Source organism: Vulcanococcus limneticus LL, assembly GCF_002252705.1.
GTDB lineage: Bacteria > Cyanobacteriota > Cyanobacteriia > PCC-6307 > Cyanobiaceae > Vulcanococcus > Vulcanococcus limneticus.
In genome coordinates this window covers 107,330-134,266 of record NZ_NQLA01000003.1, presented here as the reverse complement: position 1 = coordinate 134,266, position 26,937 = coordinate 107,330, and the positions used below count along the sequence as shown (strand labels likewise).

The 26,937-nt window shown below is 71.2% G+C and carries 28 protein-coding genes and 1 tRNA gene; 11 read left to right on the top strand and 18 right to left on the bottom strand.

What is annotated here, in order from left to right; all coding sequences use genetic code 11:
• Positions 1-14: 14 nt before the first annotated feature.
• The 4 genes from CJZ98_RS02895 to CJZ98_RS02880 form a co-directional block, all read right to left on the bottom strand.
• The gene (locus CJZ98_RS02895) at positions 15-413 is read right to left on the bottom strand and encodes an AbrB family transcriptional regulator (RefSeq protein WP_094588148.1); all 399 of its coding nucleotides are present in this window, start codon (positions 411-413) and stop codon (positions 15-17) included.
• A 239-nt stretch (positions 414-652) separates the two neighbouring features.
• Positions 653-1,318 (bottom strand): cytochrome c oxidase subunit 3, encoded by a 666-nt coding sequence (locus CJZ98_RS02890; RefSeq protein ID WP_094588146.1) that lies wholly within the window; start codon positions 1,316-1,318, stop codon positions 653-655.
• 82 nt (positions 1,319-1,400) lie between these two features.
• Positions 1,401-3,077, bottom strand: coding sequence for a cytochrome c oxidase subunit I (gene ctaD, locus CJZ98_RS02885; RefSeq protein WP_094588144.1), 1,677 nt, complete (start codon positions 3,075-3,077; stop codon positions 1,401-1,403).
• Entirely contained in the window at positions 3,074-3,979 is a 906-nt protein-coding gene (locus tag CJZ98_RS02880) for a cytochrome c oxidase subunit II (RefSeq protein ID WP_094588142.1), read from the bottom strand. Before CJZ98_RS02880 ends, ctaD begins: the two co-directional genes overlap by 4 nt.
• A 235-nt stretch (positions 3,980-4,214) precedes the next feature.
• Between CJZ98_RS02880 and CJZ98_RS02875 the strand changes: the two genes are divergently transcribed.
• The 7 genes from CJZ98_RS02875 (at position 4,215) to CJZ98_RS18980 (ending at position 9,925) form a co-directional block, all read left to right on the top strand.
• Positions 4,215-5,186, top strand: a complete 972-nt coding sequence (locus CJZ98_RS02875) for a COX15/CtaA family protein (protein ID WP_094588140.1) — start codon at positions 4,215-4,217, stop codon at positions 5,184-5,186.
• A gap of 2 nt (positions 5,187-5,188) precedes the next feature.
• Positions 5,189-6,223 (top strand): heme o synthase, encoded by a 1,035-nt coding sequence (locus tag CJZ98_RS02870; RefSeq protein WP_094588138.1) that lies wholly within the window; start codon positions 5,189-5,191, stop codon positions 6,221-6,223.
• Positions 6,224-6,277: 54 nt separating this feature from the next.
• On the top strand, positions 6,278-7,297 hold the full coding sequence (locus CJZ98_RS02865) for an ABC transporter ATP-binding protein (RefSeq protein WP_232756138.1): 1,020 nt from the start codon (positions 6,278-6,280) through the stop codon (positions 7,295-7,297).
• Positions 7,298-7,368: 71 nt separating this feature from the next.
• Complete coding sequence (locus CJZ98_RS02860) at positions 7,369-8,235, top strand: ABC transporter permease (protein WP_094588134.1); 867 nt, start codon at positions 7,369-7,371, stop codon at positions 8,233-8,235.
• Between the two features lie 36 nt (positions 8,236-8,271).
• Entirely contained in the window at positions 8,272-8,778 is a 507-nt protein-coding gene (locus CJZ98_RS02855) for a hypothetical protein (protein WP_094588132.1), read from the top strand.
• On the top strand, positions 8,729-9,481 hold the full coding sequence (locus CJZ98_RS02850) for an N-acetylmannosamine-6-phosphate 2-epimerase (RefSeq protein ID WP_094588130.1): 753 nt from the start codon (positions 8,729-8,731) through the stop codon (positions 9,479-9,481). Before CJZ98_RS02855 ends, CJZ98_RS02850 begins: the two co-directional genes overlap by 50 nt.
• Before the next feature lie 63 nt (positions 9,482-9,544).
• Positions 9,545-9,925, top strand: a complete 381-nt coding sequence (locus CJZ98_RS18980; RefSeq protein ID WP_232756136.1) for a hypothetical protein — start codon at positions 9,545-9,547, stop codon at positions 9,923-9,925.
• A 17-nt stretch (positions 9,926-9,942) separates the two neighbouring features.
• Here the strand turns inward: CJZ98_RS18980 and groL are convergent, their stop codons facing one another.
• The gene (gene groL, locus CJZ98_RS02840) at positions 9,943-11,589 is read right to left on the bottom strand and encodes a chaperonin GroEL (RefSeq protein ID WP_094588126.1); all 1,647 of its coding nucleotides are present in this window, start codon (positions 11,587-11,589) and stop codon (positions 9,943-9,945) included.
• A gap of 201 nt (positions 11,590-11,790) precedes the next feature.
• Between groL and CJZ98_RS02835 the strand changes: the two genes are divergently transcribed.
• The gene (locus tag CJZ98_RS02835; protein WP_094588124.1) at positions 11,791-12,039 is read left to right on the top strand and encodes a hypothetical protein; all 249 of its coding nucleotides are present in this window, start codon (positions 11,791-11,793) and stop codon (positions 12,037-12,039) included.
• A gap of 17 nt (positions 12,040-12,056) precedes the next feature.
• Here CJZ98_RS02835 and fabG read toward each other — a convergent pair whose 3' ends face one another.
• The 3 genes from fabG to CJZ98_RS02820 form a co-directional block, all read right to left on the bottom strand.
• A complete protein-coding gene (fabG, locus tag CJZ98_RS02830) occupies positions 12,057-12,809 on the bottom strand; it encodes a 3-oxoacyl-[acyl-carrier-protein] reductase (protein WP_094588122.1) in 753 nt (250 codons plus the stop codon).
• Positions 12,810-12,892: 83 nt separating this feature from the next.
• Positions 12,893-14,071 carry a potassium channel family protein gene (locus tag CJZ98_RS02825; RefSeq protein WP_094588120.1) on the bottom strand — a complete coding sequence of 393 codons (1,179 nt, stop codon included), beginning with the start codon at positions 14,069-14,071 and terminating at the stop codon, positions 12,893-12,895.
• A complete protein-coding gene (locus CJZ98_RS02820) occupies positions 14,068-14,895 on the bottom strand; it encodes a glycosyltransferase family 9 protein (protein ID WP_094588118.1) in 828 nt (275 codons plus the stop codon). Before CJZ98_RS02820 ends, CJZ98_RS02825 begins: the two co-directional genes overlap by 4 nt.
• An 89-nt stretch (positions 14,896-14,984) precedes the next feature.
• On the opposite strand from CJZ98_RS02820, the gene ispD reads away from it, so the two are divergent.
• Positions 14,985-15,665, top strand: coding sequence for a 2-C-methyl-D-erythritol 4-phosphate cytidylyltransferase (ispD, locus tag CJZ98_RS02815; RefSeq protein ID WP_094588116.1), 681 nt, complete (start codon positions 14,985-14,987; stop codon positions 15,663-15,665).
• Here ispD and CJZ98_RS02810 read toward each other — a convergent pair.
• The gene (locus tag CJZ98_RS02810) at positions 15,628-16,638 is read right to left on the bottom strand and encodes a S66 peptidase family protein (protein ID WP_094588114.1); all 1,011 of its coding nucleotides are present in this window, start codon (positions 16,636-16,638) and stop codon (positions 15,628-15,630) included. The two genes, ispD and CJZ98_RS02810, sit on opposite strands and share 38 nt — an antisense overlap.
• Positions 16,635-17,555, bottom strand: a complete 921-nt coding sequence (locus CJZ98_RS02805) for a 4-hydroxybenzoate polyprenyltransferase (protein WP_232756135.1) — start codon at positions 17,553-17,555, stop codon at positions 16,635-16,637. Before CJZ98_RS02805 ends, CJZ98_RS02810 begins: the two co-directional genes overlap by 4 nt.
• Before the next feature lie 145 nt (positions 17,556-17,700).
• On the opposite strand from CJZ98_RS02805, the gene CJZ98_RS02800 reads away from it, so the two are divergent.
• Positions 17,701-19,332 carry a Ppx/GppA phosphatase family protein gene (locus CJZ98_RS02800; protein ID WP_232756134.1) on the top strand — a complete coding sequence of 544 codons (1,632 nt, stop codon included), beginning with the start codon at positions 17,701-17,703 and terminating at the stop codon, positions 19,330-19,332.
• Here the strand turns inward: CJZ98_RS02800 and CJZ98_RS02795 are convergent.
• The 6 genes from CJZ98_RS02795 to petC form a co-directional block, all read right to left on the bottom strand.
• The gene (locus tag CJZ98_RS02795; protein ID WP_198537444.1) at positions 19,292-20,170 is read right to left on the bottom strand and encodes a helix-turn-helix domain-containing protein; all 879 of its coding nucleotides are present in this window, start codon (positions 20,168-20,170) and stop codon (positions 19,292-19,294) included. The genes CJZ98_RS02800 and CJZ98_RS02795 overlap by 41 nt on opposite strands.
• A 177-nt stretch (positions 20,171-20,347) precedes the next feature.
• Positions 20,348-20,419 (bottom strand) — tRNA-Val (locus CJZ98_RS02790).
• A 61-nt stretch (positions 20,420-20,480) separates the two neighbouring features.
• Complete coding sequence (gene cobM, locus CJZ98_RS02785; protein WP_094588108.1) at positions 20,481-21,248, bottom strand: precorrin-4 C(11)-methyltransferase; 768 nt, start codon at positions 21,246-21,248, stop codon at positions 20,481-20,483.
• Positions 21,249-21,337: 89 nt separating this feature from the next.
• Positions 21,338-22,246 carry a prolipoprotein diacylglyceryl transferase gene (gene lgt / locus CJZ98_RS02780; protein ID WP_094588106.1) on the bottom strand — a complete coding sequence of 303 codons (909 nt, stop codon included), beginning with the start codon at positions 22,244-22,246 and terminating at the stop codon, positions 21,338-21,340.
• Positions 22,246-23,178, bottom strand: coding sequence for a cytochrome f (gene petA, locus CJZ98_RS02775; protein WP_094588104.1), 933 nt, complete (start codon positions 23,176-23,178; stop codon positions 22,246-22,248). The genes lgt and petA overlap by 1 nt, the downstream gene beginning before the upstream one ends.
• 38 nt (positions 23,179-23,216) lie before the next feature.
• Entirely contained in the window at positions 23,217-23,765 is a 549-nt protein-coding gene (gene petC / locus CJZ98_RS02770; protein ID WP_094588102.1) for a cytochrome b6-f complex iron-sulfur subunit, read from the bottom strand.
• A 141-nt stretch (positions 23,766-23,906) separates the two neighbouring features.
• On the opposite strand from petC, the gene CJZ98_RS02765 reads away from it, so the two are divergent.
• Positions 23,907-24,266: a DUF3067 family protein gene (locus CJZ98_RS02765; RefSeq protein WP_232756133.1), complete on the top strand. Its 360-nt coding sequence runs from the start codon at positions 23,907-23,909 to the stop codon at positions 24,264-24,266.
• Here CJZ98_RS02765 and tatC read toward each other — a convergent pair.
• Together tatC and CJZ98_RS02755 are read right to left on the bottom strand one after the other, a co-directional pair.
• Positions 24,263-25,117 carry a twin-arginine translocase subunit TatC gene (tatC, locus tag CJZ98_RS02760; protein WP_094588100.1) on the bottom strand — a complete coding sequence of 285 codons (855 nt, stop codon included), beginning with the start codon at positions 25,115-25,117 and terminating at the stop codon, positions 24,263-24,265. The genes CJZ98_RS02765 and tatC overlap by 4 nt on opposite strands.
• A complete protein-coding gene (locus CJZ98_RS02755) occupies positions 25,114-26,910 on the bottom strand; it encodes an Rqc2 family fibronectin-binding protein (protein WP_094588098.1) in 1,797 nt (598 codons plus the stop codon). Before CJZ98_RS02755 ends, tatC begins: the two co-directional genes overlap by 4 nt.
• Positions 26,911-26,937: the final 27 nt, after the last annotated feature.

Below are 26,937 nucleotides of genomic sequence, written 5' to 3'. Positions count from 1 at the left end.
CGCTCGGTGTCGTCTCAGGATCCTGCAGCCTCGGTGTCTTCGGCATCGGGGCCATCGCCATGGCCGCGGCCCTCCAGCGGCAGCAGCCAGATGGCCCCCGTTTCCTGGTGGATCTCGATCCGGAACTCCTGGCCGGGTTCCAGGCCAAGGCGGCGGGTATAGGCGTGGCCGATCAGCAGGTTGCCGTTGCCGTGAACCCGGGTGCGGAATTCGGCCTGGCGACCCTTGGCCGCACCGCCAGTGGTCGCGCTCGAGGGCAGGGCGTACCCCTTGGCCTCCACCAGGGCCCGGTAAAAGCTCTTCTTGAGGATCCGTCCACTCGGACCCACGTAGCCGCAGGCCTTGGCGATCTGGTCCTCCGGACGATTGCTCAGGGACCGTGCCTTTTCAAGCAAGGCTTTCCCTTCCAGCATGCCGCCCCTGGGCCCCTGCTTCTCTTCTGCCATCGCCGCTGGCCCGGTTGCTGCAACTGAGCAATTTTGCCCAGTGTTGTTGAACATGGGCAAGGGGGGATTCCCCTCAGGGGGGCTGCGGTGGTGTGCTGGCACACCAATTGGGACTGGCCAGGTCCAAGTGCTCAGTTTCAACGCCGCAGTTCCGATGCGCCGGTGCCGACAGCCCCGCTCAGGGCTGCCCGATCACGATCGATCGATCAGAGCAGATACAGCAGCCCGTAGAGCACCACCCAGATGCCATCCACGAAGTGCCAGTAGAGCTCGGTGGCCTCGAGCGGAAAGGGGTTGTCGCGGTTCACCGAGCCGCCTGGGCGCGACTGCCACCACACGATCAGGATCATCAGCGCCCCCAGGCTCACGTGCAGGCCGTGGAAGCCGGTGATGGCGTAGAAGGTGCTGGCGAACAGGTTGTCGGTGAGGCCGAAGGGCAGGGAGAAATACTCCTTGAGCTGAGCCGCCAGGAAGGTGAGGCCCAGGGCCGCGCTGATCAGCAACCAGCGGCGACTGCGGGCCCCATCGCCCGCCTTGAGGGCGCTGCCCGCCCGGTGGAAGGTGACGCTGCTCACCAGCAGCAACACGGTGTTGATGCTGGGCAGCAGCAGCTCCAGCTCGTAGCTGGAGCCACTGGGCAGGGGGTTCACGGCCCGGAACGTGAGGTAGGCCGCGAAGAAGCCAGCAAAGGTCATGCCATCGGCCACGAGGAACATCCCCAGGCCGAAGAGACGGTGGTCCGGATGGCCGGATGTGTGGCCGCCGTGGGCGCCGTCGTGGTCGTGGACGCCGGCCAGGGAGTCGGGGCCGGCTGGATCACCATGGCCCAGCGGCGGGGAACTGGTGGCACTGCCGGGGCTGAGGCTGGTCATGGTGGCGGGGTGACGGGAACGGATCGGCAGGCAACGGGCCCGCGGGACGGGAGGGCGATCGCCATGGGCTGATGGGCGGAGCTCAGCTGCGGCCGCTGCTCCAGAGGTCCCGGCCCGATGTGGCCTTCAGGTCGATCGCATCGGGGGCGCTGCCGTAGCCGTAGGGATGGGTCACCAGAGGTGCCTCGCCCTTCCAGTTCTCGACCGGCGGCGGCGAGCTGGTGAGCCATTCGGGCGTCAGGGCGTTCCAGGGGTTGTCGCCGGCGACCTCACCCCGGAAGGCGCTCACCAGCACATTCACCAGGAAGGGCAGGGTGCTGATCGCCATCAGCAGGGCGCCTGCACTGCTGAGCTGGTTCATCCAGGTGAACTGGGGGTCGTACTCGGCCACGCGCCGGGGCATGCCGTTCAGGCCGAGCCAGTGCTGGGGCGCGAAGCAGAGGTTGAAGCCCACGAAGGTGAGCCAGAAGTGCGCCTGACCAAGGGGCTCATTCAGCAGACGCCCGGTGAACTTGGGATACCAGTGGTATACGGCGCTGAAGATCACGAATACCGTGCCGCCGTAGACGATGTAGTGGAAATGCCCTACCACGAAGTAGGTGTCATGCACGTGGATGTCGAATGGCACCTGGGCCAGTGCTACGCCGGTGATGCCCCCGAAAACGAAGTTCACGATGAAGGCGCAGGCGAACAGCATGGCGCTGTTGAGGCTCAGCTTGCCGCCCCATAGGGTGGCCAGCCAGTTGAAGAACTTGATTCCGGTGGGAACGGCGATGAAGGAGGTGGCGATCGTGAAGAACAGCCGCATCCAGGGCGGCGTGCCACTGGTGAACATGTGGTGGGCCCACACGATCAGCCCCAGGAACACGATGGCCAGGATCGAATACACCATCGTGGTGTAGCCAAACAGGGGTTTGCGGGCATGCACCGGCAGGATCTCACTCACCAGACCAAAGGCCGGCAGCACCATGATGTAGACGGCAGGGTGGGAGTAGAACCAGAACAGGTGCTGATACACCACGGCGTTGCCGCCCAGGGCCGGATTGAAGAAGCCGGTGTGGGCGATGATGTCGAAGCTGAGCAGCACCAGGGTGCCGGCCAGCACCGGCGTGGACAACACCACCAGGATGCTGGTGCCGAGCATGGCCCAGCAGTACATCGGCAGTTGCATCAGCCCCAGGCCCGGCCGGCGCATCTTCAGCACCGTGGCGATGAAGTTGATGCCGCCGAAGATCGAGCTGCCACCAAGCAGCAGCACACTCAGGATCCAGATCACCTGACCCGTGGCCGGTGTGGTGAGGCTCAGGGGTGGGTAGGCGGTCCAGCCCGACTGGGAGGCGCCGGCACCGGCGATGAAATAGCTGCCGATCAGCAGCAGGCCCGCCGGTGGAATCAGCCAGAACGCCACGGCATTGAGCCGGGGGAAGGCCATGTCCCTCGCCCCCACGTAGAAGGGGATCAGGTAGTTGCCGAAGGCCCCATTCACCACCGGCACGATCCACAGGAAGATCATCACCGTGCCGTGCAGGGTGAGCACTTCGTTGTAGGTCTCACGCGGCAGGAAGTCTGAAATCGGGGTGAGCAGCTCGGTGCGGATCGCCCCTGCCAGGGCGCCGCCCACCAGATAGAACAGGAAGCCGCACACCAGATACTGCAGGCCGATCACCTTGTGATCGACGCTGAAGCTGAAGTAGCGGAGCCAGCCCGTGGGCTGCAGGGTGGGTGCCGGGCCCGCCTGGGGGGGGAGGGTGAGCGTCATGACTGGAGGGGGGAGATGGCGGCGGCGGCGGCGACGACCGGCGTGACCGGTGCTGGCGGCGGATTGGGGCTGTTCTTGCTCACCCAGGCCTGGAAGTTCTCAGGTTCTTCCACCACCACGGTGGTGCGCATGCCGCCGTGGTAGGGCCCGCAGAGTTCTGCGCAGATGATCGGATAGCTGCCGGGGCGGGTTGGGGTGAAGCTCAGCAGGGTGGGCTGGCCGGGGATGACGTCCTGCTTGAGCCGGAACTGGGGAACCCAGAAGGCGTGGATCACGTCATTGGCCTTCATGCGCAGGGCCACGGGGCGGCCGGCGGGAACGTGCAGTTCACCGCTGATGATCTCCGAATCGGGGTAGCGGAAGATGAAGGCGAACTGCATCGCCGTGACATCCACCGTGAGCGCATCGGCGCTCGCCGGCGTGATGCCCCCCCAGATCCGCTCGTCAGATTCGATCCCTCCTCCTGCCATGGCGGCCATGGCAGCTCCCCCCTCGCCGCCGTGGGCCTCGTGCTGCATGGCATGCACGGCATGGTCGTTGAGGGGCACCATGCCGCCCATTCGCTCGTAGATGTCGTAGCTGTAGATCCCCACGAACAGCACCACGATCGCCGGGATCGCGGTCCAGACAATTTCCAGGGGCAGATTGCCCTCCAGCGCGATGCCGTCGCCCAGTTCCCCTGGCCTGCGGCGGAAGCGCACCAGGCTGAACACCAGCAACCCCACGATTCCCAGAAACAGGATCGCGCCGATGCTGAAGAGCACCTTGAACAACTCGTCGTAGACGGGGGCGTTGCTGCTGGCATCGACCGGCAGCAGATTCACGTTCTGCCCGATCCACAGGCCGCTGAGCACCAGCACCATGCCGATGATCAGGCTGAGGACGGGGGCGGGAATCAGCATCGTCCCTGGGAGGTTCTGGCTCCAAGCCTATGGAGATTCCCCAGGGCTGTCGCCGTCCGCGGGGGTTGCGTGTGGGAATCCGCGACGTTGGTGGCCGATCGGCTCCGCAGCTGGAGCCTGGCTTCCGCGCCAGCGGGATCCGCTGCCCTGAACGGGGCTGCTGGGATTCGCTGACGCCCGCCGGGCCGTCATGGACAGCATGGCTAGGTTGCGCGCCACGGCACCTGAGGGAGGGATGGCGACCCCAACCCAGCTCCCCCCATCCCGCCTCCAGAGGCAGCTTTCCCTGCTGAGCGCCCACCTTGTGGTGGCCCTCGTGGCCCTGGTGGGTATCGGCGGCGCCACCCGGGTGATGGAGGCGGGCCTGGCCTGTCCCGACTGGCCCCTCTGCTACGGCTCGCTGCTGCCGCGGCGCCAGATGAACCTGCAGGTGTTCCTGGAATGGTTCCACCGGCTTGATGCCTTTCTCGTGGGCGTGGCGGTGCTGGTGCTGTTCGGCGCCTCCCTGCTGCAGCGGCGCGGCCTACCGGCCTGGCTGCCCTGGCTGGGGGGCGCCACCCTGGTGCTGGTGGCGGGCCAGGGGGCCCTCGGCGCCCTGACCGTGACCCAGCTGCTGCCCAGCGGCATCGTCAGCGCCCACCTCATCACGGCCCTGACCCTGGTGGCCCTGGCCAGCGGCATCCACCAGGGATTGGCGGCCCCCGTGGAGTGTCCTGCTGACGCTGCTGCCGGCCCCATCGAGCCATCCGAGTTGCTCCGCCCATCCGTGGATGGGGCGCCGGTCTGGTGGGGCTGGCTCTCGGGGTGCGCCCTGACCGCCGTCCTCGGCCAGTGCCTGCTCGGCGGCCTCATGGCCAGCCAGTGGGCCGCCGGCCGTTGCTTCGGCAGCGGCGAGGCCTGCGGCTGGCTGCTGGCCCACCGCCTGGGAGCCAATCCCGCCGCGGTGCTGGTGCTGGCCCTGCCGCTGGTGGCCCTGCTGCCTGGCTGGCCCCGCCGCCAGCTGCCCCTCGCCCTGTTTGCGGGCGCCCTGGTGGCCCTGCAGGTGCTCCTCGGCATCGCCAGCCTGCGCCTCACCCTGGCCGTGCCGGCGGTCACGGTGGCCCATCAGCTCACGGCCGCCCTGTTGGTGGCGGTGCTGGCCGCCCTCACCGCCCGGGGGCTGCGGCGCCCTTCCCTGTCCGTCTTCAACCCGCTGGAGCTCGCCTAGTCATGGTCACGGTTCCTACGGCCCCGCTCCCGGCGGCCTCGCCCGCCCCTCTCACGGCCGCCGCCAGCCTCAGCCGCGCCGACGTGGTTCCCTCCCGCGCCAAGGTGGCCCTGCCGCCCTGGCTGGAGATCGCCAAGCCACGGCTGATCCCTTTGCTGCTGGCCACCACCTTGGGCGGCATGGCCCTCTCCGAAGGCTGGCCCCTGCCGGCGCCGCGCCTGGCCTGCACCCTGGGTGGCGGTGCCCTGGCCGCCGCCGCCGCCGGGGTGCTGAATTGCCTCTGGGAGCAGGAGCTGGATGGGCGCATGGTCCGTACCAGCGGCCGTGCCCTGCCCTCCGGCCGGCTTTCGGCCTCCACCGCCTTCGCCGTGGCGGTGGCCCTGGCCTGCGCTGCCTCGGCGCTGCTGGTGGGCGGCGTCAATTGCCTGGCGGCGAGCCTGTCGCTGCTGGGGCTGTGCAGCTACGTGCTGCTCTACACCGTGGTCCTCAAGCCGCGAACGCCCCAGAACATCGTGGTGGGCGGCGTGGCGGGGGCCATTCCGCCGCTGGTGGGGGCGGCTGCCGCCGCGGGCCACCTGGGCCTGGGCAGCTGGTGGCTGTTCGCCCTGGTGATGGTCTGGACGCCCGCCCACTTCTGGGCCCTGGCCCTGCTGCTCAAGGACGACTACCGCTCGGTGGGGATTCCGATGCTGCCGGTGGTGAAGGGCACGGTGGCCACGGCCCGGGGAATCGCCGCCTATGCCATCGCCACCGTGGCGGTCAGCAGCCTCGGAGTGCTGGTGCTGCCCTCAGGCGGCCTGCTCTATGGCCTGTTGCTGCTGCCCTTCAACGGCCGGCTCCTGCAGATGAGCGGCCGGTTGCTGCAGGCCCCCGACGACCTGCAGCGGGCCAAGGGGCTGTTTCGCTGGTCGATCCTCTATCTCTTCGGCATCTGCCTGCTGCTGCTCCTGGCCCGTCTGCCCCTCGGCGCCCAGCTTGGCGAGCAGGGGGGCCAACTCCTGGCCCTGCTGGCCCCCGGGTTTGGGGGGACGGCCTAACTAAATTGGTTCCTCCTATCGGCTGAGCGGAGTTCCCCGGCGGTGCCAGAAGCGGTGATCGAGCTCAAACAGGTGTCCAAGCGCTACGGGCGCGGCGATCGGGCTGTTACGGCCCTTCAAGAGCTGAACCTCTCGGTGCCGAAGGGCAGCCTCTATGGCCTGCTGGGGCCCAACGGTGCCGGCAAGACAACCTGCCTGCGGATCCTGGCCACCCTGCTGGCCCCCGATTCCGGCAGTGTGCGGGTGGCGGGCCTCGATGCCCTGGCCGATCCCCGCGGCGTGCGCGAGCGCCTCGGCTACGTGGCCCAGGAGGTGGCCCTCGACAAGATCCTCAGTGGCCGCGAACTGCTGCAGCTGCAGGGCTCCCTCTACCACCTGCCCAATGGCGAGCGCGACCGTCGCATTGCCGAACTGAGCGGCCTGCTGGGCATGGAGGCCTGGATCGACCGCCGCAGCGGCACCTATTCCGGTGGCATGCGCCGCCGTCTCGATCTGGCGGCCGGGCTGCTGCATCGGCCGGCGGTACTGGTGCTCGATGAGCCCACCGTGGGCCTGGACATCGAGAGCCGCGCGGCGATCTGGCAGGTGCTCCACCAGCTGCGCGATTCCGGCACCACGGTGCTGCTCAGCAGCCACTACCTGGAAGAGGTGGATGCCCTGGCGGACCGGCTGGCGATCCTCGATGGTGGCCGGGTGATCGCCGAGGGCAGCCCCACCGAGCTCAAGACCGCCCTGGGCGGCGATCGGGTCACCCTGCGGGTGCGGGAGTTCAGCGACGAGCCCGAGGCCCTGCGGGTGCAGGCCCTGCTACAGGGATGCGCGGGCGTGCGCCAGGTGGTGGTGAACCGCTCCCAGGGTTACTCCCTCAACCTCGTGGTGGAGCACGACGGCGTGATCGAGCAGCTGCGCCGGCAGCTGGCCGAGGCCCAGCTGCCGGTGTTCGCCCTGGCCCAGAGCCGTCCCAGCCTCGATGATGTGTATCTGCAGGCCACCGGCCGCACCCTGATGGACGCCGAGCTGGCTGTGGCCGGCAGCCGCGACCCGAAAGCGGAGCGCAAGCAGGCGATGCGCTGAGTTGCCGCCCGTGGGCCGGCAGGAGCCGGCGCCTGGATCCCCCCGATCGTTCTCCTGCTCCTTCCCTTGCCATGACCAGCGCCACCCCCACCCTGCTCAGCCCCGTCGCCCCCGCCGAGGCGCCCCGCTCGGCCCTCTCGGAGCTCAGCCAGGAGACCCTGGCCCTGACCAAGCGCCTGTTCCTGCAGCTGGCGCGCCGCCCCTCCACCCTGGTGGCCGGGGTGCTGCAGCCGTTGATCTGGCTGGTGCTGTTCGGGGCCCTCTTTTCCAATGCCCCTGAGGGGCTGCTGCCCGACGGCATGAGCTACGGCCGCTTCCTTGGGGCTGGGGTGATCGTGTTCACCGCCTTCAGCGCGGCCCTCAACGCCGGCCTGCCGCTGATGTTCGATCGGGAGTTCGGCTTCCTCAACCGGCTGCTGGTGGCACCGCTGCGGGCCCGCAGCTCGATCGTGCTGGCCTCCGTGCTCTACATCACCTCCCTGAGCCTGGTGCAGAGCCTGGCGATCATGGGCACCGCCGCCGTCCTGGGCTACGGCTGGCCCGGTGGGGCCGGCCTGCTTCTCGTGCTTGTGACCCTGCTGTTGCTGGTGTTCGCCGTCACGGCCCTCAGCCTGGGGCTGGCCTTCGCCCTGCCCGGCCACATCGAGCTGATCGCCGTGATCTTCGTGGCCAACCTGCCGCTGCTGTTCGCCAGCACCGCCCTGGCCCCGCTGTCCTTCATGCCGGCCTGGCTGGGCTGGCTCGCCGCCCTCAATCCCCTTACCTTCGCAATTGAACCGATCCGCGCGGCCTACGCCGGCCAGTTCTCCCTCGCGGCGGTGGTGCTGGAGGCGCCCTACGGGTCCCTCAGTTCCGCCAGCTGCCTGGCGGTGCTGGCGGTGCTGGCGGCGGGCCTCTTCCTGCTGATCCGCCCGTTGCTGGATCGCAAGCTCAGCTGAGCTGCCACCCCACCGTCCCTTGCCGGAGCTTGCCCCGTGCGTCCCCCCGTTCCCAGTACTCCCTCGCCCCTGGCCCGCCGTGAGGCCCTCCGGCGGCAGCTTGCCCTGGCCCTGGCGCAGCGGGACCGGGGCGCCGTGCAGCGCCTCTCGACCCAATGGGTCCACCGCCACGGCGTGGCGGCCCTGGAGCCACTGATGCTGGAGCTGGCCGGCGCCGAGCTCCTGCAGTGGTGGCGCCAAGTGCTGCACGAGCCTTCGGCACCGTCCCAGCCCACCCCGGCCCACCGTTCGGCAAGTCCCGCTGCTGCGCCCGCCGCTTCAGTCGCTCCCGCCCCGAGCGGCGCAGCGCTGAGCGATGCCCCATCGAGCGGTGCCAGGGTGCTGCCCTTCCCCCAGGCCTCCGCGCGGCGCCGGCCCGCACCGGCCCCGGCCCATCCCGGCCTCGCCAGCCTGCGGGCCTGGCTGTCCACGCCAGCGGTTGCCGGTGATGCCGATGCCAACGCCGCCGCTCTCGCCCCCGAGGAGTTCGACCGTGCCGCCTGAGGCCGACGCGCGGTTGGCGCCCTCAGCCCTGGCCGGTGGGCTGATCGTGTCGGTGCAGGCTCCGGAGGGCTCGCCCCTGCGCCAGCCCGAGGTGATTGCCGCCATGGCGGAGGCCAGCCTGCGCAACGGCGCCATCGGCGTGCGCCTGGAGAGCCCGGAGCATATCGGCGCGGTGCGGCGGCGCTCTCCCGATGCCCTGATCGTGGGCCTGTGGAAGCGCAGCTTTGCCGACAGCCCTGTGTACATCACGCCGGGCTGGGCCGAGATCCAGGCGGTGTGGGCCGCCGGTGCCGACGTGATCGCCCTGGATGCCACCGAGCGCCTGCGGCCGGCCGGCCAGGATCTGGCCGTGCTGATCGCCCGGGCCACCGGCGAGCTGGGGGCTCCCTTGATGGCGGATGTGGACTCCGTGGCCAACGGCCTGCAGGCTGCCGCCCTGGGCTGCCGCTGGGTGGGCACCACGCTCTATGGCTATACCGAGGCCACCAGCGCCCTCAATCCGCCAGCCTGGGACCTGCTGGCCCCGCTACGGGCCCAGCTGCCGGCGTCGGTGGCCCTGATCTGCGAGGGCGGCATCGCCAGCGCCGACCAGGCCCGCCGTGCCCGCGATGGCGGAGCCGATGCGGTGGTGGTCGGCACCGCGATCACCGGGGTGGACCTGCAGGTGGCCGCCTACACCAGGGCTTTGGCGCAGCGGGTCTGAGTGCTGTCAGGCACGGATTGCTATATAAAACCTTTCTGAACCACTGTCCAGGCTCCTCGGACAGTGGCCAGACTGGCCCTGTACCCCGGCTCCCGGGAGGAGGTGCAGATGGTCTCCCTGTGTAGGTCTTGGCTGGCCGGCTCTGCTGCCCGACTGGGTGGAGCTGCAGTCCGATGGGCCACCTGCGGCGCAGCAGCCAGCTGGGGTGACGCGATCACCGTGAAGTCGGTGGACGCCGTGCAGCTGCACGCGGCCCTGCCGCTGGTGCTCTGTTCGCTGCTGGTCTCGATGCCCGTGGCCACCCTGCCGGGCCTTCCGGTTGCGGGCTTGCCGCTGGGCGAGGTGCAGGCCCTGAACCGGGAGCTGGGCCGCCTCTGCGCCGACCCGCCGCGGCAGGCGCTGAGCGTCTGCCGCATCCACGCCCGCCTGGTGAAGTCCCTGTAGGGACAGGCCCCTCGGGTTCACATCATGCCGGGCATGCCCATGCCGCCCATGCCCCCCATCCCGCCGGGGCCACCGGCCGGTGCGGCGGCGGCCGGTTCCGGCTTGTCGGCGATCACGGCCTCGGTGGTCAGCAGCAGGGAGGCCACTGACACGGCGTCCTGCAGGGCCAGCCGCACCACCTTGGCGGCATCAAGGATGCCGGCGGCCAGCAGGTCTTCGTAGACGCCGGTGGCGGCATTGAAGCCCTTGCCGCTGCGCAGGATCTCCTCGGCCACCACGTCGCCGTCATGGCCGGCGTTGAGGGCGATCTGCTGGGCCGGGGCCGCCAGGGCCCGCTGCACGATCTCCACCCCCGTGCGCTCATCACCCACCAGGCCCGCGGCGAGCCCATCCAGCTCGGAGGCCAGCTGCAGCAGGGTGCTGCCTCCGCCGGCCACGATGCCCTCCTCCACGGCGGCACGGGTGGCGTTAAGGGCGTCCTCGATACGCAGCTTGCGGTTGCGCAGCTCGGTTTCCGTGGGGGCGCCCACCTTGATCACAGCCACCCCGCCGGCCAGCTTGGCGATGCGCTCCTGCAGCTTCTCGCGGTCGTACTCGGAGTCGGTGTCCTCCAGTTCGCGGCGGATGGCGGCCACCCGGTCGGCCACGGCGGCCTGGTGCTCGCCGCTGGCCACGAGCGTGGTGCTGTCCTTGGTGATGGTGATGCGGCGCACCCGGCCCAGGTCGGCCAGGGTCACCTTGTCGAGGGTCATGGCCCGGTCCTCGGCCACCAGGGTGGCGCCGGTGAGGATGGCGATGTCCTGCAGGGCGGCCTTGCGGCGCTCTCCGAAGGAGGGGGCCCGCACGGCGGCCACCTGCAGCACGCCGCGATTCTTGTTCACCACCAGGGTCGCCAGGGCCTCGCCATCCACCTCCTCGGCCAGGATCACCAAGGGGGAACCGCTGCGGGAGACGGCCTCCAGCACCGGCACCAGGTCGTTGATGGCGCTGATCTTGCGGTCGGTGACCAGCAGCAGGGCGTTGTCGAATTCGCAGACCTGGCGGTCGCCATCGGTCACGAAGTAGGGGGAGCTGTAGCCCCGATCGAAGGCCATGCCCTCGGTGATCTCCAGCTCGGTGGCCAGGCTCCGGCTCTCCTCCACCGTGATCACGCCGTCGGCGGTCACCTTGCCCATGGCCTCGGCGATCATGCGGCCCACTTCCTCGTCGCCGCCGGAGCTCACCGTGGCCACCTGGCGGATGGCGTCACCGGCCACGGCGCTGGAGCGGGCCTCGATGCCGGCCACCACCCGGGCGGTGGCCTTCTCCATGCCGCGGCGCAGCCCCACCGGGTTGGCGCCGGCGGCGACGTTGCGCAGGCCCTCGCGGGTCAGGGCCTGGGCCAGCACCGTGGCGGTGGTGGTGCCATCGCCCGCCTTGTCCTTGGTCTTGGTGGCGACCTGCAGCAGCAGCTTGGCGCCGATGTTTTCGAAGGGATCCTCCAGTTCGATCTCGCGGGCGATGGTCACGCCGTCGTTGACCACATCGGGGGCACCGAACTTCTTCTCCAGCACCACGTTGCGGCCCTTGGGCCCGATCGTGACCCGCACCGCATCGGCCAGGCCATTGACCCCCCGCTCGAGGGCGGCGCGGGAGGCATCGGAGAACTTGATCAGCTTGGCCATCGACTCGGCGGGCTGTGGGCTACTTGGTGCAGCGTCCCACGGCGGCCGTGCCCCTGGCTGGTGGGGAAAGCCGAATCGGCGGCGACAACAACGGCGCAGACAGGAGCGGCGCAGACAGGAGCGGCGCAGACAGGAGCGGAGCGGAACGAGGCGGCGCGGACAGCAGTGCTGCCCAGGGCCGGGCCCGATAGGGTGCCGGCCATGGAGGACACCCTCACCGACAACCTGGCCGATGCCCTTGGCGGCCCCCTCAGCGAGGCCCTCGCCAACCCCGTCGGCGGCAGCAATGCCATCGCCTTTCTGGTGATCGCCGGCTTCGGGGCGGGGATGGCCCTGATCTACGTGCCGCTGCGCCTGTTCCTCACGGCCACGGCCCGCAGCCGGCGCCTGAAGCTGCTGCAGCGCATCCGCCGGCTGCGGGAGGAGCTCACCCAGCCCCTGGAGAGCTGAATCCGGTTACAGGGCGTTCAGCGCATCACCATGCCGCCATCCACCTGCAGGACCTGGCCGGTCATGTAGGCGGCGGCGGGATCGGCGGCCAGGAAGCGCACGGCGCTGGCCACCTCGGCGGGCTGGCCCATGCGGCCCAGGGGGATCGCCTTGAGGATCGGCTCCTTGTCGAGCTCGGCGGTCATGTCACTCTCGATGAAGCCCGGCGCCACCGCGTTCACGGTCACGCCGCGGCTGGCGAATTCGGCCGCGCTGCTGCGGGTCAGGCCGATCACGCCGGCCTTGGCGGCGCTGTAGTTGGCCTGGCCCGGGTTGCCCATCAGACCCACCACCGACGTGATGTTGATGATGCGGCCGCTGCGGGCTTTCAGCATGGTGCGGCTCACGGCGCGGGTGCAGAGGAACACGCCGGTGAGATTGAGGTCGAGCACGCTCTGCCAGTCGGTGCTCTTCATGCGCATCAGCAGGCCGTCGCGGGTGATGCCGGCGTTGTTGACCAGCACATCCAGGCGGCCCTCCTTCTCCAGCACCGCTTTCACCAGCGCCTCAACCTGCGTCTCGTCGGCCACGTTGGCCTGGTGGGCCCAAGCCTGGCCGCCTGCCGCCTGGATCTCGGTCACCACCGCCTCGGCGGCGGCGGGGGAGCTGGCGTAGTTCACCACCACTGTGGCGCCGGCAGCGGCCAGTTCCCTGGCAATGGCGGCACCGATGCCCCGGCTGGCGCCGGTCACCAGGGCGACCTGACCGGCGAGGGGGGCGGCGTGGGCCATGGGGCTGGGAGCGGAGCGTGCGCCCGCGAGCGTAGGCCGCGACTCGCTGCCGCCCGGTTGGTCCCTGCCCGGCCCCCCAGACCTCAGGCCTGCATGCTCTCCACCCCGGCCAGGGCCTCGCCCAGCAGCTCCCCGAAGTGCTGCAGCTGGTCGGAGCTGCCCAGAACGATCAGGAGCTGGCCCGGTGCCAGGCGTACGTCGCCGCCGGGGTTGGCGATGAGGGCCGGCTCATGGGTCTTGTAGGGATTGCTCAGCAGCGAGTGGGGGGTGCGGATCGCCAGCACCAGGGCTCCGCTGCGGCGACCCAGCTGCAGCTCCGCCAGGCTGCGGCCGTTCAGGGCCCCCAGCCGGGCCTGGTCGCGGCTGAGCTGGAACTCCTCCACCTCGCAGTCGGAGCCGGCCAGCAGCTCCATGAAGTTCACCGCCAGGGGCCGCAGCGCCGTGGCGGCCATGGTGCGGCCGCCCGCCACGTAGGGGCTCACCACCTGGTCGGCACCGGCCAGGCGCAGCTTGCCCTCGGCCTCGGCGCTGTCGGCCCGGGCGATCAGTCGGCAGCGGGGTGCCAGCCCCCGGGCGCTGAGGATCACATACAGGTTGGCGGCGTTGCTGGGCAAGGCCGCCACCAGGGCCCGGCAGTGGTGGATCCCCGACTCCTGCAGCGTCTCATCGAGGGTGGCATCAGCCTGCAGCACCGTGAGTCCCCGCTGCTGGGCGTCCGCCACGCGCTCAGGAGACATCTCCACCACCAGCAGGGGCACGTCCTCGGCGCAGAGCTGTTCGGCGATCTCCCTGCCGATGCGGCCGTAGCCGCAGAGGATAACGTGGTTATGCATGCCCTGCAACTGCTGGCGGTAGCGGCGCTCCCGCAGGCGGCGAAAGTAGCCGGAGTTGGCCAATTCCAGCAGGCTCTGGATGGTCAGCTGCACCACCACCAGGCCACCCACGATCATCAGGGCCGTGATCAGGCGACCCGAGGTGGTGAGCGGGGCGGTGCGCTCGTCGCTGAAGCCCAGGGTGCTGAGGGTGATCAGCACCATCCAGTAGCAGTCGCCCCAGTCCCAGCCCTCTGAGATCCGATAGGCGCCGGCGCCGAGGTTCACCAGCGACGTCAGCGCCAGGAGGGGGACGGCCCAGGGGCGCCCCCGCAGCAGGGCCCAGCCCCGCCCCAGGGGCCGACGGCCCTTCTGGGCCCGTCGGCCTCGCAGGTGGCGCTGCCGGGGGGACTTGTCCCGCTGCTGGCCGTTGAGGCGCGCCAGGCTCATCCGAGCCCGAGGGCCCGCAGGACATCCGCCACCGCGAGGGTCGTGAGGCTGCCCCCCAGGCCCTGCACCCCCTCACGGCTGGGCAGGCTGGCGGGATCCCGGCCCAGGGCCACCAGGGGCGTGCCACTGAGCAGGGCCAGCTCGGTGGTGACCGGATCGCTGCTCAGCACCACATCGCTGCTGGCCACCTGGGCAGCGCGCTCCACCAGCTGGTTCGCGCCGGCCCGCAGCAGGCGCACGTCGGCCAGCCTGGAGCGCACCTGGCTGCCGAGCTGCTCCCACTCGGCGGCGGGCCAGTCGCCGCCGCCGCCTCCCGGAGCCAGCAGCAGGGCCGGACCCTGGCCGGCCGGCAGGGCCGCGGCGGCCTGCTCCAGGGCCGCCTTGGGCAGGCTGAGCCGGAAGGCGGCGGCGTCCAGCTCCAGGCCCAGGGCCCGCAGGTAGGGGGCAAAGGTCTGCTGGGGCCAGCCCACCTCCGGCGTCACGGTGCTGGTGGCGGAGAAGCCGCCGGCCGCCACCCGGGTGGGGATGTGGCTCATCGAGAGCATCAGATCCACCTGGCGGCCGCGGGCCAGACTGATGCAGGCCTGGAAGTCGGGCTCGCGCACGTTGCCCAGCAGGTTGGCCCAGTCCGCCAGGCTTGGGCCGCCCTCAAACCCGAAGGGGATCACCTTCTCCACCACCGGCAGCAGCTTCCATGCCGGGGCGGCCTCGGGGGAGCAGGCCACCTGCACCTGGGCCCCCAGCCGCTCGGCCACGGTGGCCGCCGCCGGTATCGCCTGAAGCTGGGAGTCGGTGCCGCCCGGGAGCAGGAACAGAACGCGCATGGCGGCGGGCGGGCAGGCGGATCGCCGGCTGATTGTATGGATCACCTTCTGACGCACCAACGTCATCACCCCTTGGAGACCGACTACTTGTGCATTTGCTGATCGCCGCCGCCGGCAGCGGCCGCCGCATGGGAGCCGAGCGCAACAAGCTTCTGCTCGAGGTGGCGGGCAGGCCCGTGCTCGCCTGGACCCTGGAGGCGGCCCTGGCCTGCCCGCTGATCCACTGGATCGGCATCGTCGGACAGCCCGTGGATGCGGCTGAGATTCAGGCTCTGGTGGTGGCGGCCCGGCCGAATCGGCCGGTGGTCTGGATCGAGGGGGGCGACACCCGCCAGACCTCGGTGAGCAACGGCCTGGCCGCCCTACCCGATGCCGCGGCGGCGGTGCTGATCCACGATGGCGCCCGCTGTCTGGTGGATCCGGCGCTGATCGCCCGCTGCGCGGAGGCCGCGGCGGCGGGGGAGGCCGTGATCGCCGCCGCCCCCGTGACCGACACGATCAAGCGGGTGGATGGCGCCGGCCTGATTCAGGAGACCCCCGATCGCTCCCTGCTCTGGGGTGCCCAGACGCCCCAGGGCTTCCCGGTGGAGCAGCTGCGGGCTGCCCATGCCCGCGCTGCAGCCGAGGGCTGGAGCGTCACCGACGACGCCTCGCTGTTCGAGCGGCTGGGCTGGCCAGTGCGGGTGATCGAGGCGGCCCCCTCCAACATCAAGATCACCACCCCCTTCGACCTCACGGTCGCGGAGGCGGTGCTGGCGGCACGAGGCTGAGCAGGCCCCGGTTGGCATCCAGGCGGGCCCGGGCCCCCACCGGCAGGGCCGCATTGCCAGGCCGGTGACCCACCGGCAGGCCCGCCAGCACGGGAATGCCCAGGTCGGCGCTGCGCTCCCGCAGCACCTGCTCGCAGGAGAAGCGCTGCTCGCGGCGTTCCTCTGCCTTGGCCACGGCGCTGTCCACCACTGTGGCGCCCGCCTCGTCGCTCTCGTCGTCGTCATCGCAGCCGCTGAAGCTGCCGAAGCCGATCGCCGCCAGCTGCTGCAGGGCGCCAGCCAGGCGCCAGTGGGTGAGCATGCGCTCGATCCGGTAGGGGGCCTCGCCCACGTCCTCGAGCACCAGCACCGCCCCGCGCAGCTGCGGCAGGTGGGCGGTGCCCAGCAGATGGGTCGCCACCGTGAGATTGCCCACCAGCAGGGGGCCCTCCGCCACGTGGGGGCCCGTTCCCCGGCTCCAGACTTCGCCGGCCAGCGGCTCGACGGGCTCGCCGAACAGCAGGCGCCGCAGCCGCTCCTGGCTCCAGGCCGGCTCCGCCGCCAGGGTGGTGAGCAGGGGGCCGTGGATGCCGCCGGTCAGCCCCCGGGCCCAGCGGGCCCAGAGCAGCGAGGTCACATCCGAGAAGCCCAGCAGCCAGCCGGGTGGCTGTTCCAGGGGCTGTTCCAGCAGCCGGGCCGCGCCCCAGCCTCCGCGCACGCAGGCGGTGAGGGCCGCCCCCTCCCCCGGGCTGAGGTCGGCGCGGCGCTCCGGGTCGGCACCGGCCAGGTAGCCCCAGCGCCGCAGCGGGCTGGGGTGGGGCTCCACCGCCAGGCCCCAGCCCGTCAGCACGGCGCTGCCGGCCTCCAGCCGCTCGGTGCCGTCGAGGGCCGAGCTGGCGGCCGCCAGCCGCACCCGATCGCCGGGGCGCAGCGGCTCCGGCCAGCACTGGGGGGGGCTGGGTTCGGCGCAGGCCGCGCCGCCGGAACCCGTCATGGAATCCGGCTGACCACGAGGGCCAGCAGCAAGAGCCCACCCAGCCACACCTGGTGGCGGAAGTGCAGGCCGTAGGCGGAGCGGGGCAGATCGGGCCGGCGCAGGCGCCGGGCCTCGCGCAGCATGCCGCCACCGGCCAGTAGCCACAGGGGCCAGAACAGGGGGCCAACCCCCTGAATGGCCGCCGCCAGGGCCAGCAGCAGGGCCGTGGCGCCGTAGCAGAGGGCCACGGCACCCGGGGCGCGCTCGCCCAGGCTGAGGGCGCTGCTGCGCACCCCCAGCCGCCGGTCGTCCTCCCGGTCGCTCATGGCGTACACCGTGTCGAAGCCGAAGGTCCAGAGCAGGCAGGCCAGCCAGGTGCAGGCCAGGGCCCAGCCCCCCGCGAGCGAACCGCTGGCGGCGGCCCAGGGGATCAGCACCGCGAAGCCCCAGCACAGGGCCAGCACCGCCTGGGGGTAGGCGAACCAGCGCTTGGCCGAGGGGTAGAGCAGCACGGGCGGCAGGGTGGCCAGGGCCAGGGCCAGGGACAGGGCCCGGCTGGCGGGCGGCAGGCCCCAGATCACCACAGCCAGGGCCGCCATCAGGCAGAGCACGAGCAGTAGCAGGGCCCCGGCCACGCCGATGCGGCCGCTGGCCAGGGGACGCTGGCGGGTGCGCTCAACCTGGGGGTCGATGCGCCGGTCCCAGAGGTCGTTAGCCACGCAGCCGGCGCCGCTGACCGCCAGCCCCCCCAGCACGATCCAGCCCACCAGGGGCGCCGGCGGCGGGGCGCCGGGCTGGAGCCACAGGCTCCAGCCGGCCGGAATCAGCAGGATCAGGCGGCCACTGGGCTTGTCCCACCGCAGCAGGCCGAGCCAGGACCGGAGCAGGCCGCCCGGGCCCGGGCCGGTGGTGGCGGGTGCTGGGGCGGAGGCCACGGGCGAGCGGGCTCAAGCGATGTGGGCCGCACCCTAGGGCGGTCGGCCCCGGGCGAAGCCCCACGCCCGTCAGGTCGCCCACTGCGCGGCGGAGGCCACCACCCAGCGGTGGCAAAGTGGGCGCCACCGCCGCGTGGTTGGCCGCGTGACCGTCACCCCCAGCAGCGCCGCGCCGGCCAACGGGCAGCGCCCCGTGGCCGCCATCGACATCGGCACCAACTCAATCCATCTGCTGGTGGCGGCGGTGGATCCTGGGCTGCGCAGTTTCTCAGTGGTGCTCACCGAGAAATCGGCCACTCGCCTGGGGGAGCGCGATCCCGACACCGGCGACCTCAGCCCTGAGGCGATCGAGCGGGCCTTCATCACCCTGCGCCACTGCCGCGAGCTGGCCGCCAGCCATGGCGTCGAGCTCGGCGACATCCTCACCGCCGCCACCAGCGCCGTGCGTGAGGCGCCCAACGGCCGCGAGTTCCTGCAGTCGGTGCAGGAGCAGCTGGGCCTGGAGGTGGACCTGATCAGCGGCCCGGAGGAGGCCCGGCTGATCTACCTCGGCGTCCTCTCGGGCATGGCTTTCGGCGAGCAGCCCCACCTGATCCTGGACATCGGCGGCGGCTCCACCGAACTGATCCTGGCGGACGGTCGCGACGCCCGTGCCCTGACCAGCACCCGCGTGGGGGCCGTGCGGCTGCAGCGGGATTTCGTCAGCGAGGACCCGCTATCGCCCAAGCGACGCCAGTTCCTGCGGGCCTTCATCCAGGGCTCCCTGGAGCCCGCCGTGCTCAAGGTGAAGGAGCGGCTGGAGCCGGGGGAGGTCCCGGTGCTGGTGGGCACCAGTGGCACGGCCATGGCCATCGCCGCCATGGCGGCGGCCGAGGACCCGCGGCCGCCGCTGCGGATGCAGGGCTATCGCCTCAGCCGGGAGCGGCTCGATGGCCTGGTGGCGCGCCTGCTGGAGATGACGCCGGAGCAGCGCCGGGCCCATCCGGCCCTGAACGAGCGTCGGGCGGAGATCATCGTGCCCGGCGCCCTGGTGCTGCAGACCGCCATGGCCATGCTCGGGGCCCGGGAGCTGGTGATCAGCGAGCGGGCCCTGCGCGAGGGGCTGATCGTCGACTGGATGCTGCGCAAGGGGCTGATCGTTGATCGCTTCGCCTTCCAGAGCAGCATCCGGCAGCGCACGGTGCTGCACCAGGTGCAGCGCTACGGCGTGGACCTGCCACGGGCAGAGCGGGTGGCCGGCTACGCCCTCAGCCTCTACAGCCAGAGCCACGGGATCCTCCACCACGACGACGGCAGCGGCCGCCAGCTGCTCTGGGCCGCGGCGATGCTGCACAGCTGCGGCCAGCACATCAACCTCAGCGCCTACCACAAGCACAGCTGGTATCTGATCCGCCACGGCGACCTGCTGGGCTACGCCGAGAGCGAGCACCTGATGGTGGCCGCCATCGCCCGCTACCACCGCCGCAGCCTGCCCAAGAAGCGCCACGAGGCCTGGCAGTTGATCGAGGCCCGCGAGCAGCGCCGCACCGTGGCGGAGCTGGCGCTGTTGCTGCGCCTGGCCGTGGCCCTCGATCGCCGGCCCCAGGCCACCGTGGCCGGCATCCAGGTGAGGCCGGAGGGCGACCACGGCCTGCTGATCCGCCTGGAGCCGATGACCGCAGACGCCGACCTCAGTCTGGAGCGCTGGAGCCTGCAGGCCTGCGCCGCCGTGGTGCGCGAGGCGGTGGGGGTGGAGCTCAGGGTTGCTGAGCCGGCGCTGCCGGCCCGGCGGGCCTGAAGCTCCACCAGCGGATCTGTTCAATGGGCCCCAGGGCCCGGGCCGGTCCGCCCCCCACGCGGGCTGTCACCAGGTCGGGGCGGCCGGCCCGCACCTGCAGCCCCCGGCCCAGGGGGAAGGCCCGCTGACCCTGGAAGGTGCCCTCGAACAGGCTGGCGCCATCGGCCGTGCGCACGGCCAGCCAGCTGGGTTCGGTGCTGCGCAGCACCAGCTCTGTGGCGCTGCCGTCGGCGCCCGCACCGGCAATCGGAACTCCTGAGACCGTCGGACTCCTGCGGCCTGGCTCGCCGGCGCTGGAGCCCTGGGCCTGGGGGCTGGCTGGACGCTCTCCAGGCCCCCTCAGGGTCCACCAGCCGGCGGCTGCTAGGGCTGCGACCAGGGCGGTGCCGGCCAGCAGTGCCAAGGGCTGGGGCCACGGGCCAAGGCCCGGCACCTGCCCTGTCCGCAGACGGGCCGGCGGCTGCGGCTGACCCCAGCGGCGCGGTCCGGCGGCAGGGCGGCTGCGTTCGTTGCCGCGGTCCGGCAGCGGCCGGGGAGCGGCCCGCTGCGGCCCTGTCAGGCCCCGCAGCGGTTCCACCAGTGGGGCTACATCCAGGCCCAGGCTGGAGGCGACCCGGCGAGCCTGGGCCACAACGAACACCGGTTCCGGCAGACGACTACGGTCGGCGGTCTCCAGGGCCTCCAGCTGCTCCACTCCCATGTGCAGCTGGCTGGCCAGGGTGGCACGATCGAGTCCCCGGGCCTGGCGGGCTTCCAGCAGGCTGGTACCGAGCTGAACCAGGGGGTCGCCGTCGGGCGGGCGTTCGCTTCCCTGTTCTGCGCCTGCAGCGGGTGGCACGGCTTCGGCGTTCGGCGAGACTGGATCGCCTGCACTCATTGGCATTTCCCGGTGGCGGCCGTTTTGATAACTGCCAAATTGTCACTTGATTTGCCGAACTGTGCAGCTTCCTCGGCCGCGCAGGCCCGATGGCGCCCCTGAAAAGCATGAAAGCCCCTGCAGTGCAGGAGCTTTGAATGGGCGATACTGGATTCGAACCAGTGACCCCTTCCGTGTGAAGGAAGTGCGCTACCGCTGTGCTAATCGCCCGCACCTCCAGACTTTAGAACATCGAGGGCCCGGGTCCCGCTGAGCCTTGGGGGGCGTTCCTCTAGGTCGCGCCGCCGCGGAACAGGTGGTGGTGGCTGGCCGAGTACAGCTTCGAGCGCGCCTCCCCTGGTGCTGCCAGGGCCGGGCTGACGATGTAGAGGGTGGTGCGGATCAGCTGGCGCTCCTGGCTCACCGCCGCCATGGAGCTGAGGGGCACCACGCTCAGCCACTGGTCCGGCCAGCTCACCCGGTAGCCGATCGCCACGGGCGTGTCGGCGGGGTAGTGGCGCAGCAGTTCGGCCTGGACCTCCTCCACATGACGGGCGCTGAGATAAAGGCATAGGGATGCCCCCAGGGAGGCCAGATTGGCGAGCGATTCCCGCTCCGGCACGCCCGTGCGACCGCCGGCCCGGCTGATCACGATCGTCTGGACCAGGCCTGGAATGGTCAGCTCGCTGCTGAGGCTGGCGGCGGTGGCCTGGTAGGCGCTTAGGCCGGGCACCACCTCCACGGCGATCCCCGCATCGACCAGCCGGCAGAGCTGTTCGTTGAGGGCGCTGTAGAGGGCAGTGTCGCCATCGTGGAGCCGCACGACCTTCCTGCCGGCTCTGGCCCGGTCGATGATCACGGCCATCAGCTCCTCCAGGGTGAGGGTGCTGGTGCGCAGCCGCTCGCAGCCCTCGGGGGCCAGGGCGGCGATCTGGGGATTCACCAGGGAATCCGTCCAGACCAGCACCTCGGCCGTCTCGACGGCCCGCAGGGCCCGCAGGGTCATCAGGTCAGGGGCTCCGGGGCCGGCCCCCACGATCCAGACCTTGCCGCTGCTCACGACGCCGTGGCCAGGTGAGCCGGTCGGTTCTTCAGCGGGGCCGTCAGCTGGGCCGTTGGCGGCGGGGTGCGTGTTGCTCGGGCCGTCGCTCAAGGTGTTGCTCCGCCGTTTGGATTGGAGTTGCCCACGCCGCTCGGATCGGGCAGGGAGCGGCCTTGGCCGTAGAGCCACCACAGGCCCAGGCCGCCGACGGCGATCAACAGCAGGCTCACCAGCTGGGCCATGCGCAGCCCGCCCTCACAGAAGGGGGGCACCCCCACCAGGCAGAGCGGATCGATGCGCAGGCCCTCGATCCACACCCGACCGGTGCTGTAGCTCAGGAGGTAGATGCAGCTGAGGGCGCCAGCCGGCAGTTGGATCCTGCCCCGCTGCCCGAGGCGGAAGAGCAGCAGCAGCAGGCCGAACACCCCCAGGTTCCACAGCGACTCATAGAGGAAGGTGGGGTGGAAGCCGCTCTGGTCGAGGAATTCCACCGGCCGGTTTGCGAAGGGAATGGTGAGCTTCCAGGGCAGGTCGGTGGGCAGGCCGAAGGCCTCGGAGTTGAAGAAGTTGCCCCAGCGGCCGATCGCCTGGCCCAGGGCCACTGAGGGCACCAGCACATCCAGCAGGGTCCAGAAGGGGATCCGCCGCCAGCGGGTGTAGAGGATCAGGGCCAGGGTGCCGCCGATCAGGGCGCCGTGGATGGCGATGCCGCCGCGCCAGATCGCCAGGGCATCCAGCCAGTTCAGCTGGTACTGGCGCCATTCGAAGGCCACGTAGTAGAGGCGGGCACCCACCACGGCGGCCAGCACCAGGATGGGCAGCAGGTCGGCGATCACCGCTGGCTCAATGCCCCGGCGCTGGCCCAGGCGGGTGGCCACCAGCAGCCCGAGCAGCACCGCCAGCGCGATCAGCAGGCCATACCAGCGCAGGGAAAAGGGCCCCAGCTGGAACAGCAGGGGCCCGGGGGAGGTGAAGGTCAGGGCAATCGCCGAGACCGCAGCCAGGGGGTGGGGCATCAGATGCCTTCGGCGGCCTGCACTTTCTCCACCTGGCGCTTCTTGAGCACCAGCAGGATCTGGGCCAGGACGATGCTGGCGAAGAAGGCCAGCAGGCCATAGATGCGGACGGGGTTCTGCAGCACCACCTCGGCATCCAGCTGGCCAAAGCCACCAACGTTGGGGTCATTGGTGAGGGCCGAACCGGCGCTGATGCTCTCGCCCGCCTTGACGATCACACTGGGGCCGGCGGGGATCGCGTCGCTGACGCTGCTGCCGTCGGCGGTCTGGATCACGACCACGGAGCCGCCGTTCTCACCCGCTTCCACGGACTGGACGGTGCCGGTGGCAGAGGCGTTGAACACGCCGTTGTTGCTCTTCTCGCCGGTGGGATACACCTGGCCGCGGCCGCGGTTGCCGCCCACGTGCAGCTGGTACTTGCCGAAGTGGATGGCGCTGTCGGTGGCGGGATCAGGCGAGAGGATCGGGAAGACGATCTTCTGGTGCTGGTCGCCAGGCAGGGGGCCAACCAGCAGGATGTTGGGGTCGTTGTCACTCCACTGGGTCACGTAGACGCCGGCGGTCTCCTCCTTGAGTTCCTCGCTGAGGCGATCGGCGGGGGCCAGCTTGAAGCCGTCAGGCAGCATCACCACGGCGCCCACGTTCAGACCGGTGGTGCTACCGTCGCCGGCCACCTGCTGCACGCTGGTGTCGTAGGGGATCTCCACCTCCACCTTGAACACCTCATCGGGGAACACGGCCTGGGGCAGTTCCACGTGGGTTGGTTTCTTGGCCAGGTGGCAGTTGGCGCAGGCCAGCTTGCCGGTGGCTTCGCGGGGAGTGGCGTAGTTCTGCTGGGCCCAGAAGGGATAGGCCCAGCTGGCCTGGGGAGCTGCGAAGACGGATCCGAGCACGAGCAGGGAGCTCAGCAGCAGTTGGAGGGAACGGCGCATGGGGCGGTCGGGGCGAGACGGGGACGGGGGGGAGGAGATCAGGCCCACCAGGGCTTCTCGCCGGTGCGGAAATCGGTTTCGGTCCACTGGCTGAGGAACACGTTGTCGTTCTCGACGGATACGTGGGCCAGGGCCAGGGAGAGGGGAGCGGGACCGCGCACCACCTTGCCGGTGGCGTCGTACTGGGAGCCGTGGCAGGGGCACATGAACTTGCCGGCGCCCTCGTTCCAGGGCACCACGCAACCCAGGTGGGTGCAGATGGCGTTGATGCCGTAGCTGCCGATGGCATCGGCGCCCTCCACGACCAGATAGGTGGGGTCGCCCTTGAGGCCCTGCACCAGGCTGCGGTCGCCCTCCTTGTGGGTGCTGAGCCAGCCGCTGGCCGTCACCGCATTTCCGGACGCATCCTTGGCGGTGGTGCCGCCGCCGCCGCCAGCGGCCTTGGGGGGGATGAAATAGTTCACCACCGGGTACAGGGCACCCAGCGCCACGCCGGTGACCGACCCAAAGGTCAGCAGGTTCATGAACTGCCGACGACCCATTCCGGGCACATCACCGCTGGACGAGGACGCTGGAATCTGGGTCATACGGGGCGGCTGGGGGTGGCCACTGCAACGTGGCGCCCATTATGAACCTTGCCCATACCCGCAGGGCCTGGCGCCACTGGGCTCCGCCGCCAGCCTGCAACATGCTGTTGCGAGCCCCTTGCGCATTGCCCGAGGCCAGCCTTGCTCTTCGCTCCTGAACCCGATCCCGCCTCCGCCGGCGCCGCTCCCCTCAGTGCCACGGAGGTGCTGGAGCTGCTGCGCAGCCGCTGGCAGGCCTCCTACGACCTGCAGCTGATCGTGCGCCGCGGTCGCCCCTACCTGCAGGTGATGTGGGCCTACCTGGAGCAGCAGTCGTTTCCGTTGAGCGCTGAGGCCTACGCCGAGCGGCTGGAGGAGCTGGTGGGCCAGCTGAATGGCCTAGGGGTGGCGGCCCAGGTGCGGCAGTGGCTCTCCACCACCAGCGATCGCCCGCGGCTGGGCAAGGCCATGAACCTGGCCCTGGAGCTGCCCGAGGGCCGGGCCACGGAATTCCTGCTCTAGGCCTGGGCGGGGCGCAGCCCCCCGGCCAGGGCCGCCAGGGCCACGCCCACCAGGTAGAGCGCGGTGATCGCCCCGGTGAGCAGCAGCATCGTCACCGGGTCGGTGGAGGGGGTGAGCACGGCCCCCGCGAGGGCGGCGACCAGCACCACCCAGCGCCAGGCCCGCAGCATCGTGGGGGCGCTCACCACGCCCAGGGCCGCCAGCAGCAGCTGCAGCACTGGCAGCTGGAAGGCGAGGGCCGTCGCCACCATCAGCAGCAGCACGAAGTCGAGGTAGCGCTCGATCGACCACAGTGGCTCCACCACATCGGCCCCGTAGCTGACCAGGAAGCGCAGGGCCGCCGGGACCAGGGCCCACCAGGCGAAGGCCAGCCCGGCGGCGAACAGCACGGCCGAACCCGCCACCGCCGGAGCCACCAGCCGGCGCTCGCGCCGGGTGAGGCCCGGCAGCACGAAGGCCAGGCCCTCGTAGAGCACCCAGGGCAGGGCCAGGCTGAGGCCGGCATAGCCCGCCACTTTCAGCGATACGAACAGAAATTCGCCGGGGGCCAGCTGCAGGAAGCGGATGCCATGGGCGGGCACCTCCAGCAACCGCACCAGCGGCCGCACCAGGGCCAGGCAGCCCGCCGCCGCGAGCACCACCGCCAGCAGGCTGCGCAGCACCCTGCCCCGCAGCTCCTCCAGGTGCTCCACCAGGCTCATCTCCACCTCGCCCGGAAAGTCGTCCGGACCGAGGGGCTCCGCTGGCTGGAGCGCTTGCTCCGCCGCTGGCGGGGGGATCCGGATCGGGGCCGGGGCGCTGGGCGGGCCCGGCGGGTTCTCGGGGGTCGGCGGGTTGTCGGTGTCGCTCATGGCTCTGGATCCCGCCCGAGGCTAGGGACTGGCCCCAGCAGCGCCAGGGCCCGGCCAGGCTCCGCCCACAGCACCGTGCCGCCCCGGTGCCGCACGGTGCCCGCCGTAGCGCCGGGGATGCGCTGCAGTTCCTCGGTGGGCACCATCACCACGGGCACCCGGGCGTTGCCGCGGGCGCGGCTGAAGTGGGCGGCCAGGGCGGCGGCGTCCGCCAGGTCTGCGTCGCCGGTGGGGGCCTCGGAGCCCTTCAGCACCACGTGGCTGCCGGGGCATTCCTGGGCGTGGAACCAGAGGTCGCCGCGGCGGGCCTGGCGCAGGCTGATCCACTCGTTCTGGCGGTGGTTGCGGCCCACCTGCAGCCGCAGGCCACCGCCGCTGCGCAGCTCCAGGGGCTGGGGTTCGCCGCCGCTGCGCTGGGCCCGCCGCTCGCGCCGCCCGCCGCCGCGCCGCCCCGCCAGCAGCTCCTCGCACTCCTCTTCCAGGGCATCGAGCTGCCGCTGCAGCTCCGCGCCGTTATGGCCTGGATCCGCCGCCAGGTCGGCCCCCAGCTGGTCCAGGTAGGTGAGGCTCGCCTCCAGCTGGGCCAGGCGCTGGTCGTGCTGTTCAAGGCGGGGCGTGATCGCCGCCACCGAGCGCCGCAGTTTGCGGGCGCGCTTGTAGAGGCGCTGGGCCTCGTCGATCTGCTCCCGGCCCGGGGCCGCCAGGCAGAGCAGGGCATCGGCCTGCTGCTGCAGCGCGTCGCTGTTCTCCACCTGATCCAGCAGGTGCTGCTGCTGCTGCCGCTGCTGTCGTTCCCGCTCCAGGGTCTGGCCCAGCTTCTGGCCCAGGTTGTGCAGCCGTTGACGCCGCTGGCGTCCGCCCAGTTGCCGGTGGTGGTAAGCGGCCAGAAAGGCGTTGATCCCCGCGGCGGTCGGGGCTGGCGCTGGGGGCGGCTCAGGCGCGGCGGTGGCTGGCTGCCGTGCGGCTAACGCGTCTGGATCGGACCAGCAGCGGTAGGCCGTTGCCCCGCCGGCCGCGACGGCGAACTGCTCCGCCTCCAGGGCGCTGAGCCAGGCCCGCCAGCGCCGCCAGAGCTCCTGCCACTCGTCTGGCGTGAGGCTGTCCACCGGACGCCCCAACAGCGCTGTGGCCTCGGGTGGGCGGTCACCGGCCAGCTGCAGGGCCAGGGCCGGACTGACGCCCTGGTAGCTGTCCAGCAGGGCTCGCTTCAGGTTCAGCGGCAGCAGCCGCAGCTGGGCCTGCCAGTGCTCGAAGCTCTCCCCCAGGCTCGGCGGCCGACCGGCCGCCGCTGGGGGCGGCGTGTAGGCATCGCCGGTGCCGATCGGCCGCAGCCGCGACTGGCTCTCGCGCACCTGGCGGGCGGCGGCCACCACCCGGCGCTCCTCATCGAGCAGGAACAGGTTGCTGTGGCGTCCCATCAGCTCCACCACCAGCGTCCGCTGGATGGGCTCCCCGGGCCGGGGCGCGAAGCGCAGCTCCACCGCCCGCTCCCAGCCGGGTTGCCACAGCTCCACCAGCGCCAGGCCCGCCAGGCCGTGCTGCAGCTGCTGGGCCAAAGTGCTGCCGTCGCCGCCGCGGGCGGGGGGCTCGATCGCCAGCAGCCGCGGCGCCTCCGCCAGCCAGCTCAGCTCCAGCCAGGGGCGTCCAGCCATGTTGCGGAAGCCCAGCTGCAGGGTGTGCGCATCGCTCTGCTGGGCCTTCTCAAACCGACTGGGCACCAGCAGGGGCCGCAGTTCGGCCAGCACCGCCCGCAGGGCAGTGAGGTCCATGGCCTGGAGGGTCGGCGGGGCCATGGGGCGGGGCGAGGCCACACCTACTCT

Coding starts and splice junctions, on each gene's coding strand:
- CJZ98_RS02850 (WP_094588130.1), top strand. CDS start 8,729: ATGCCAACGCCGCCGCTCTCGCCCCCGAGGAGTTCGACCGTGCCGCCT.
- CJZ98_RS02810 (WP_094588114.1), bottom strand. CDS start 16,638: ATGACGGGTTCCGGCGGCGCGGCCTGCGCCGAACCCAGCCCCCCCCAG.
- ctaD (WP_094588144.1), bottom strand. CDS start 3,077: ATGACGCTCACCCTCCCCCCCCAGGCGGGCCCGGCACCCACCCTGCAG.
- CJZ98_RS02755 (WP_094588098.1), bottom strand. CDS start 26,910: ATGGCCCCGCCGACCCTCCAGGCCATGGACCTCACTGCCCTGCGGGCG.
- CJZ98_RS02870 (WP_094588138.1), top strand. CDS start 5,189: ATGGTCACGGTTCCTACGGCCCCGCTCCCGGCGGCCTCGCCCGCCCCT.
- CJZ98_RS02835 (WP_094588124.1), top strand. CDS start 11,791: ATGGAGGACACCCTCACCGACAACCTGGCCGATGCCCTTGGCGGCCCC.
- fabG (WP_094588122.1), bottom strand. CDS start 12,809: ATGGCCCACGCCGCCCCCCTCGCCGGTCAGGTCGCCCTGGTGACCGGC.
- tatC (WP_094588100.1), bottom strand. CDS start 25,117: ATGAGCGACACCGACAACCCGCCGACCCCCGAGAACCCGCCGGGCCCG.
- CJZ98_RS02820 (WP_094588118.1), bottom strand. CDS start 14,895: ATGCGCGTTCTGTTCCTGCTCCCGGGCGGCACCGACTCCCAGCTTCAG.
- CJZ98_RS02890 (WP_094588146.1), bottom strand. CDS start 1,318: ATGACCAGCCTCAGCCCCGGCAGTGCCACCAGTTCCCCGCCGCTGGGC.
- petA (WP_094588104.1), bottom strand. CDS start 23,178: ATGCGCCGTTCCCTCCAACTGCTGCTGAGCTCCCTGCTCGTGCTCGGA.
- lgt (WP_094588106.1), bottom strand. CDS start 22,246: ATGCCCCACCCCCTGGCTGCGGTCTCGGCGATTGCCCTGACCTTCACC.
- CJZ98_RS02895 (WP_094588148.1), bottom strand. CDS start 413: ATGCTGGAAGGGAAAGCCTTGCTTGAAAAGGCACGGTCCCTGAGCAAT.
- CJZ98_RS02860 (WP_094588134.1), top strand. CDS start 7,369: ATGACCAGCGCCACCCCCACCCTGCTCAGCCCCGTCGCCCCCGCCGAG.
- groL (WP_094588126.1), bottom strand. CDS start 11,589: ATGGCCAAGCTGATCAAGTTCTCCGATGCCTCCCGCGCCGCCCTCGAG.
- CJZ98_RS02880 (WP_094588142.1), bottom strand. CDS start 3,979: ATGCTGATTCCCGCCCCCGTCCTCAGCCTGATCATCGGCATGGTGCTG.
- CJZ98_RS02875 (WP_094588140.1), top strand. CDS start 4,215: ATGGCGACCCCAACCCAGCTCCCCCCATCCCGCCTCCAGAGGCAGCTT.
- petC (WP_094588102.1), bottom strand. CDS start 23,765: ATGACCCAGATTCCAGCGTCCTCGTCCAGCGGTGATGTGCCCGGAATG.
- CJZ98_RS02825 (WP_094588120.1), bottom strand. CDS start 14,071: ATGAGCCTGGCGCGCCTCAACGGCCAGCAGCGGGACAAGTCCCCCCGG.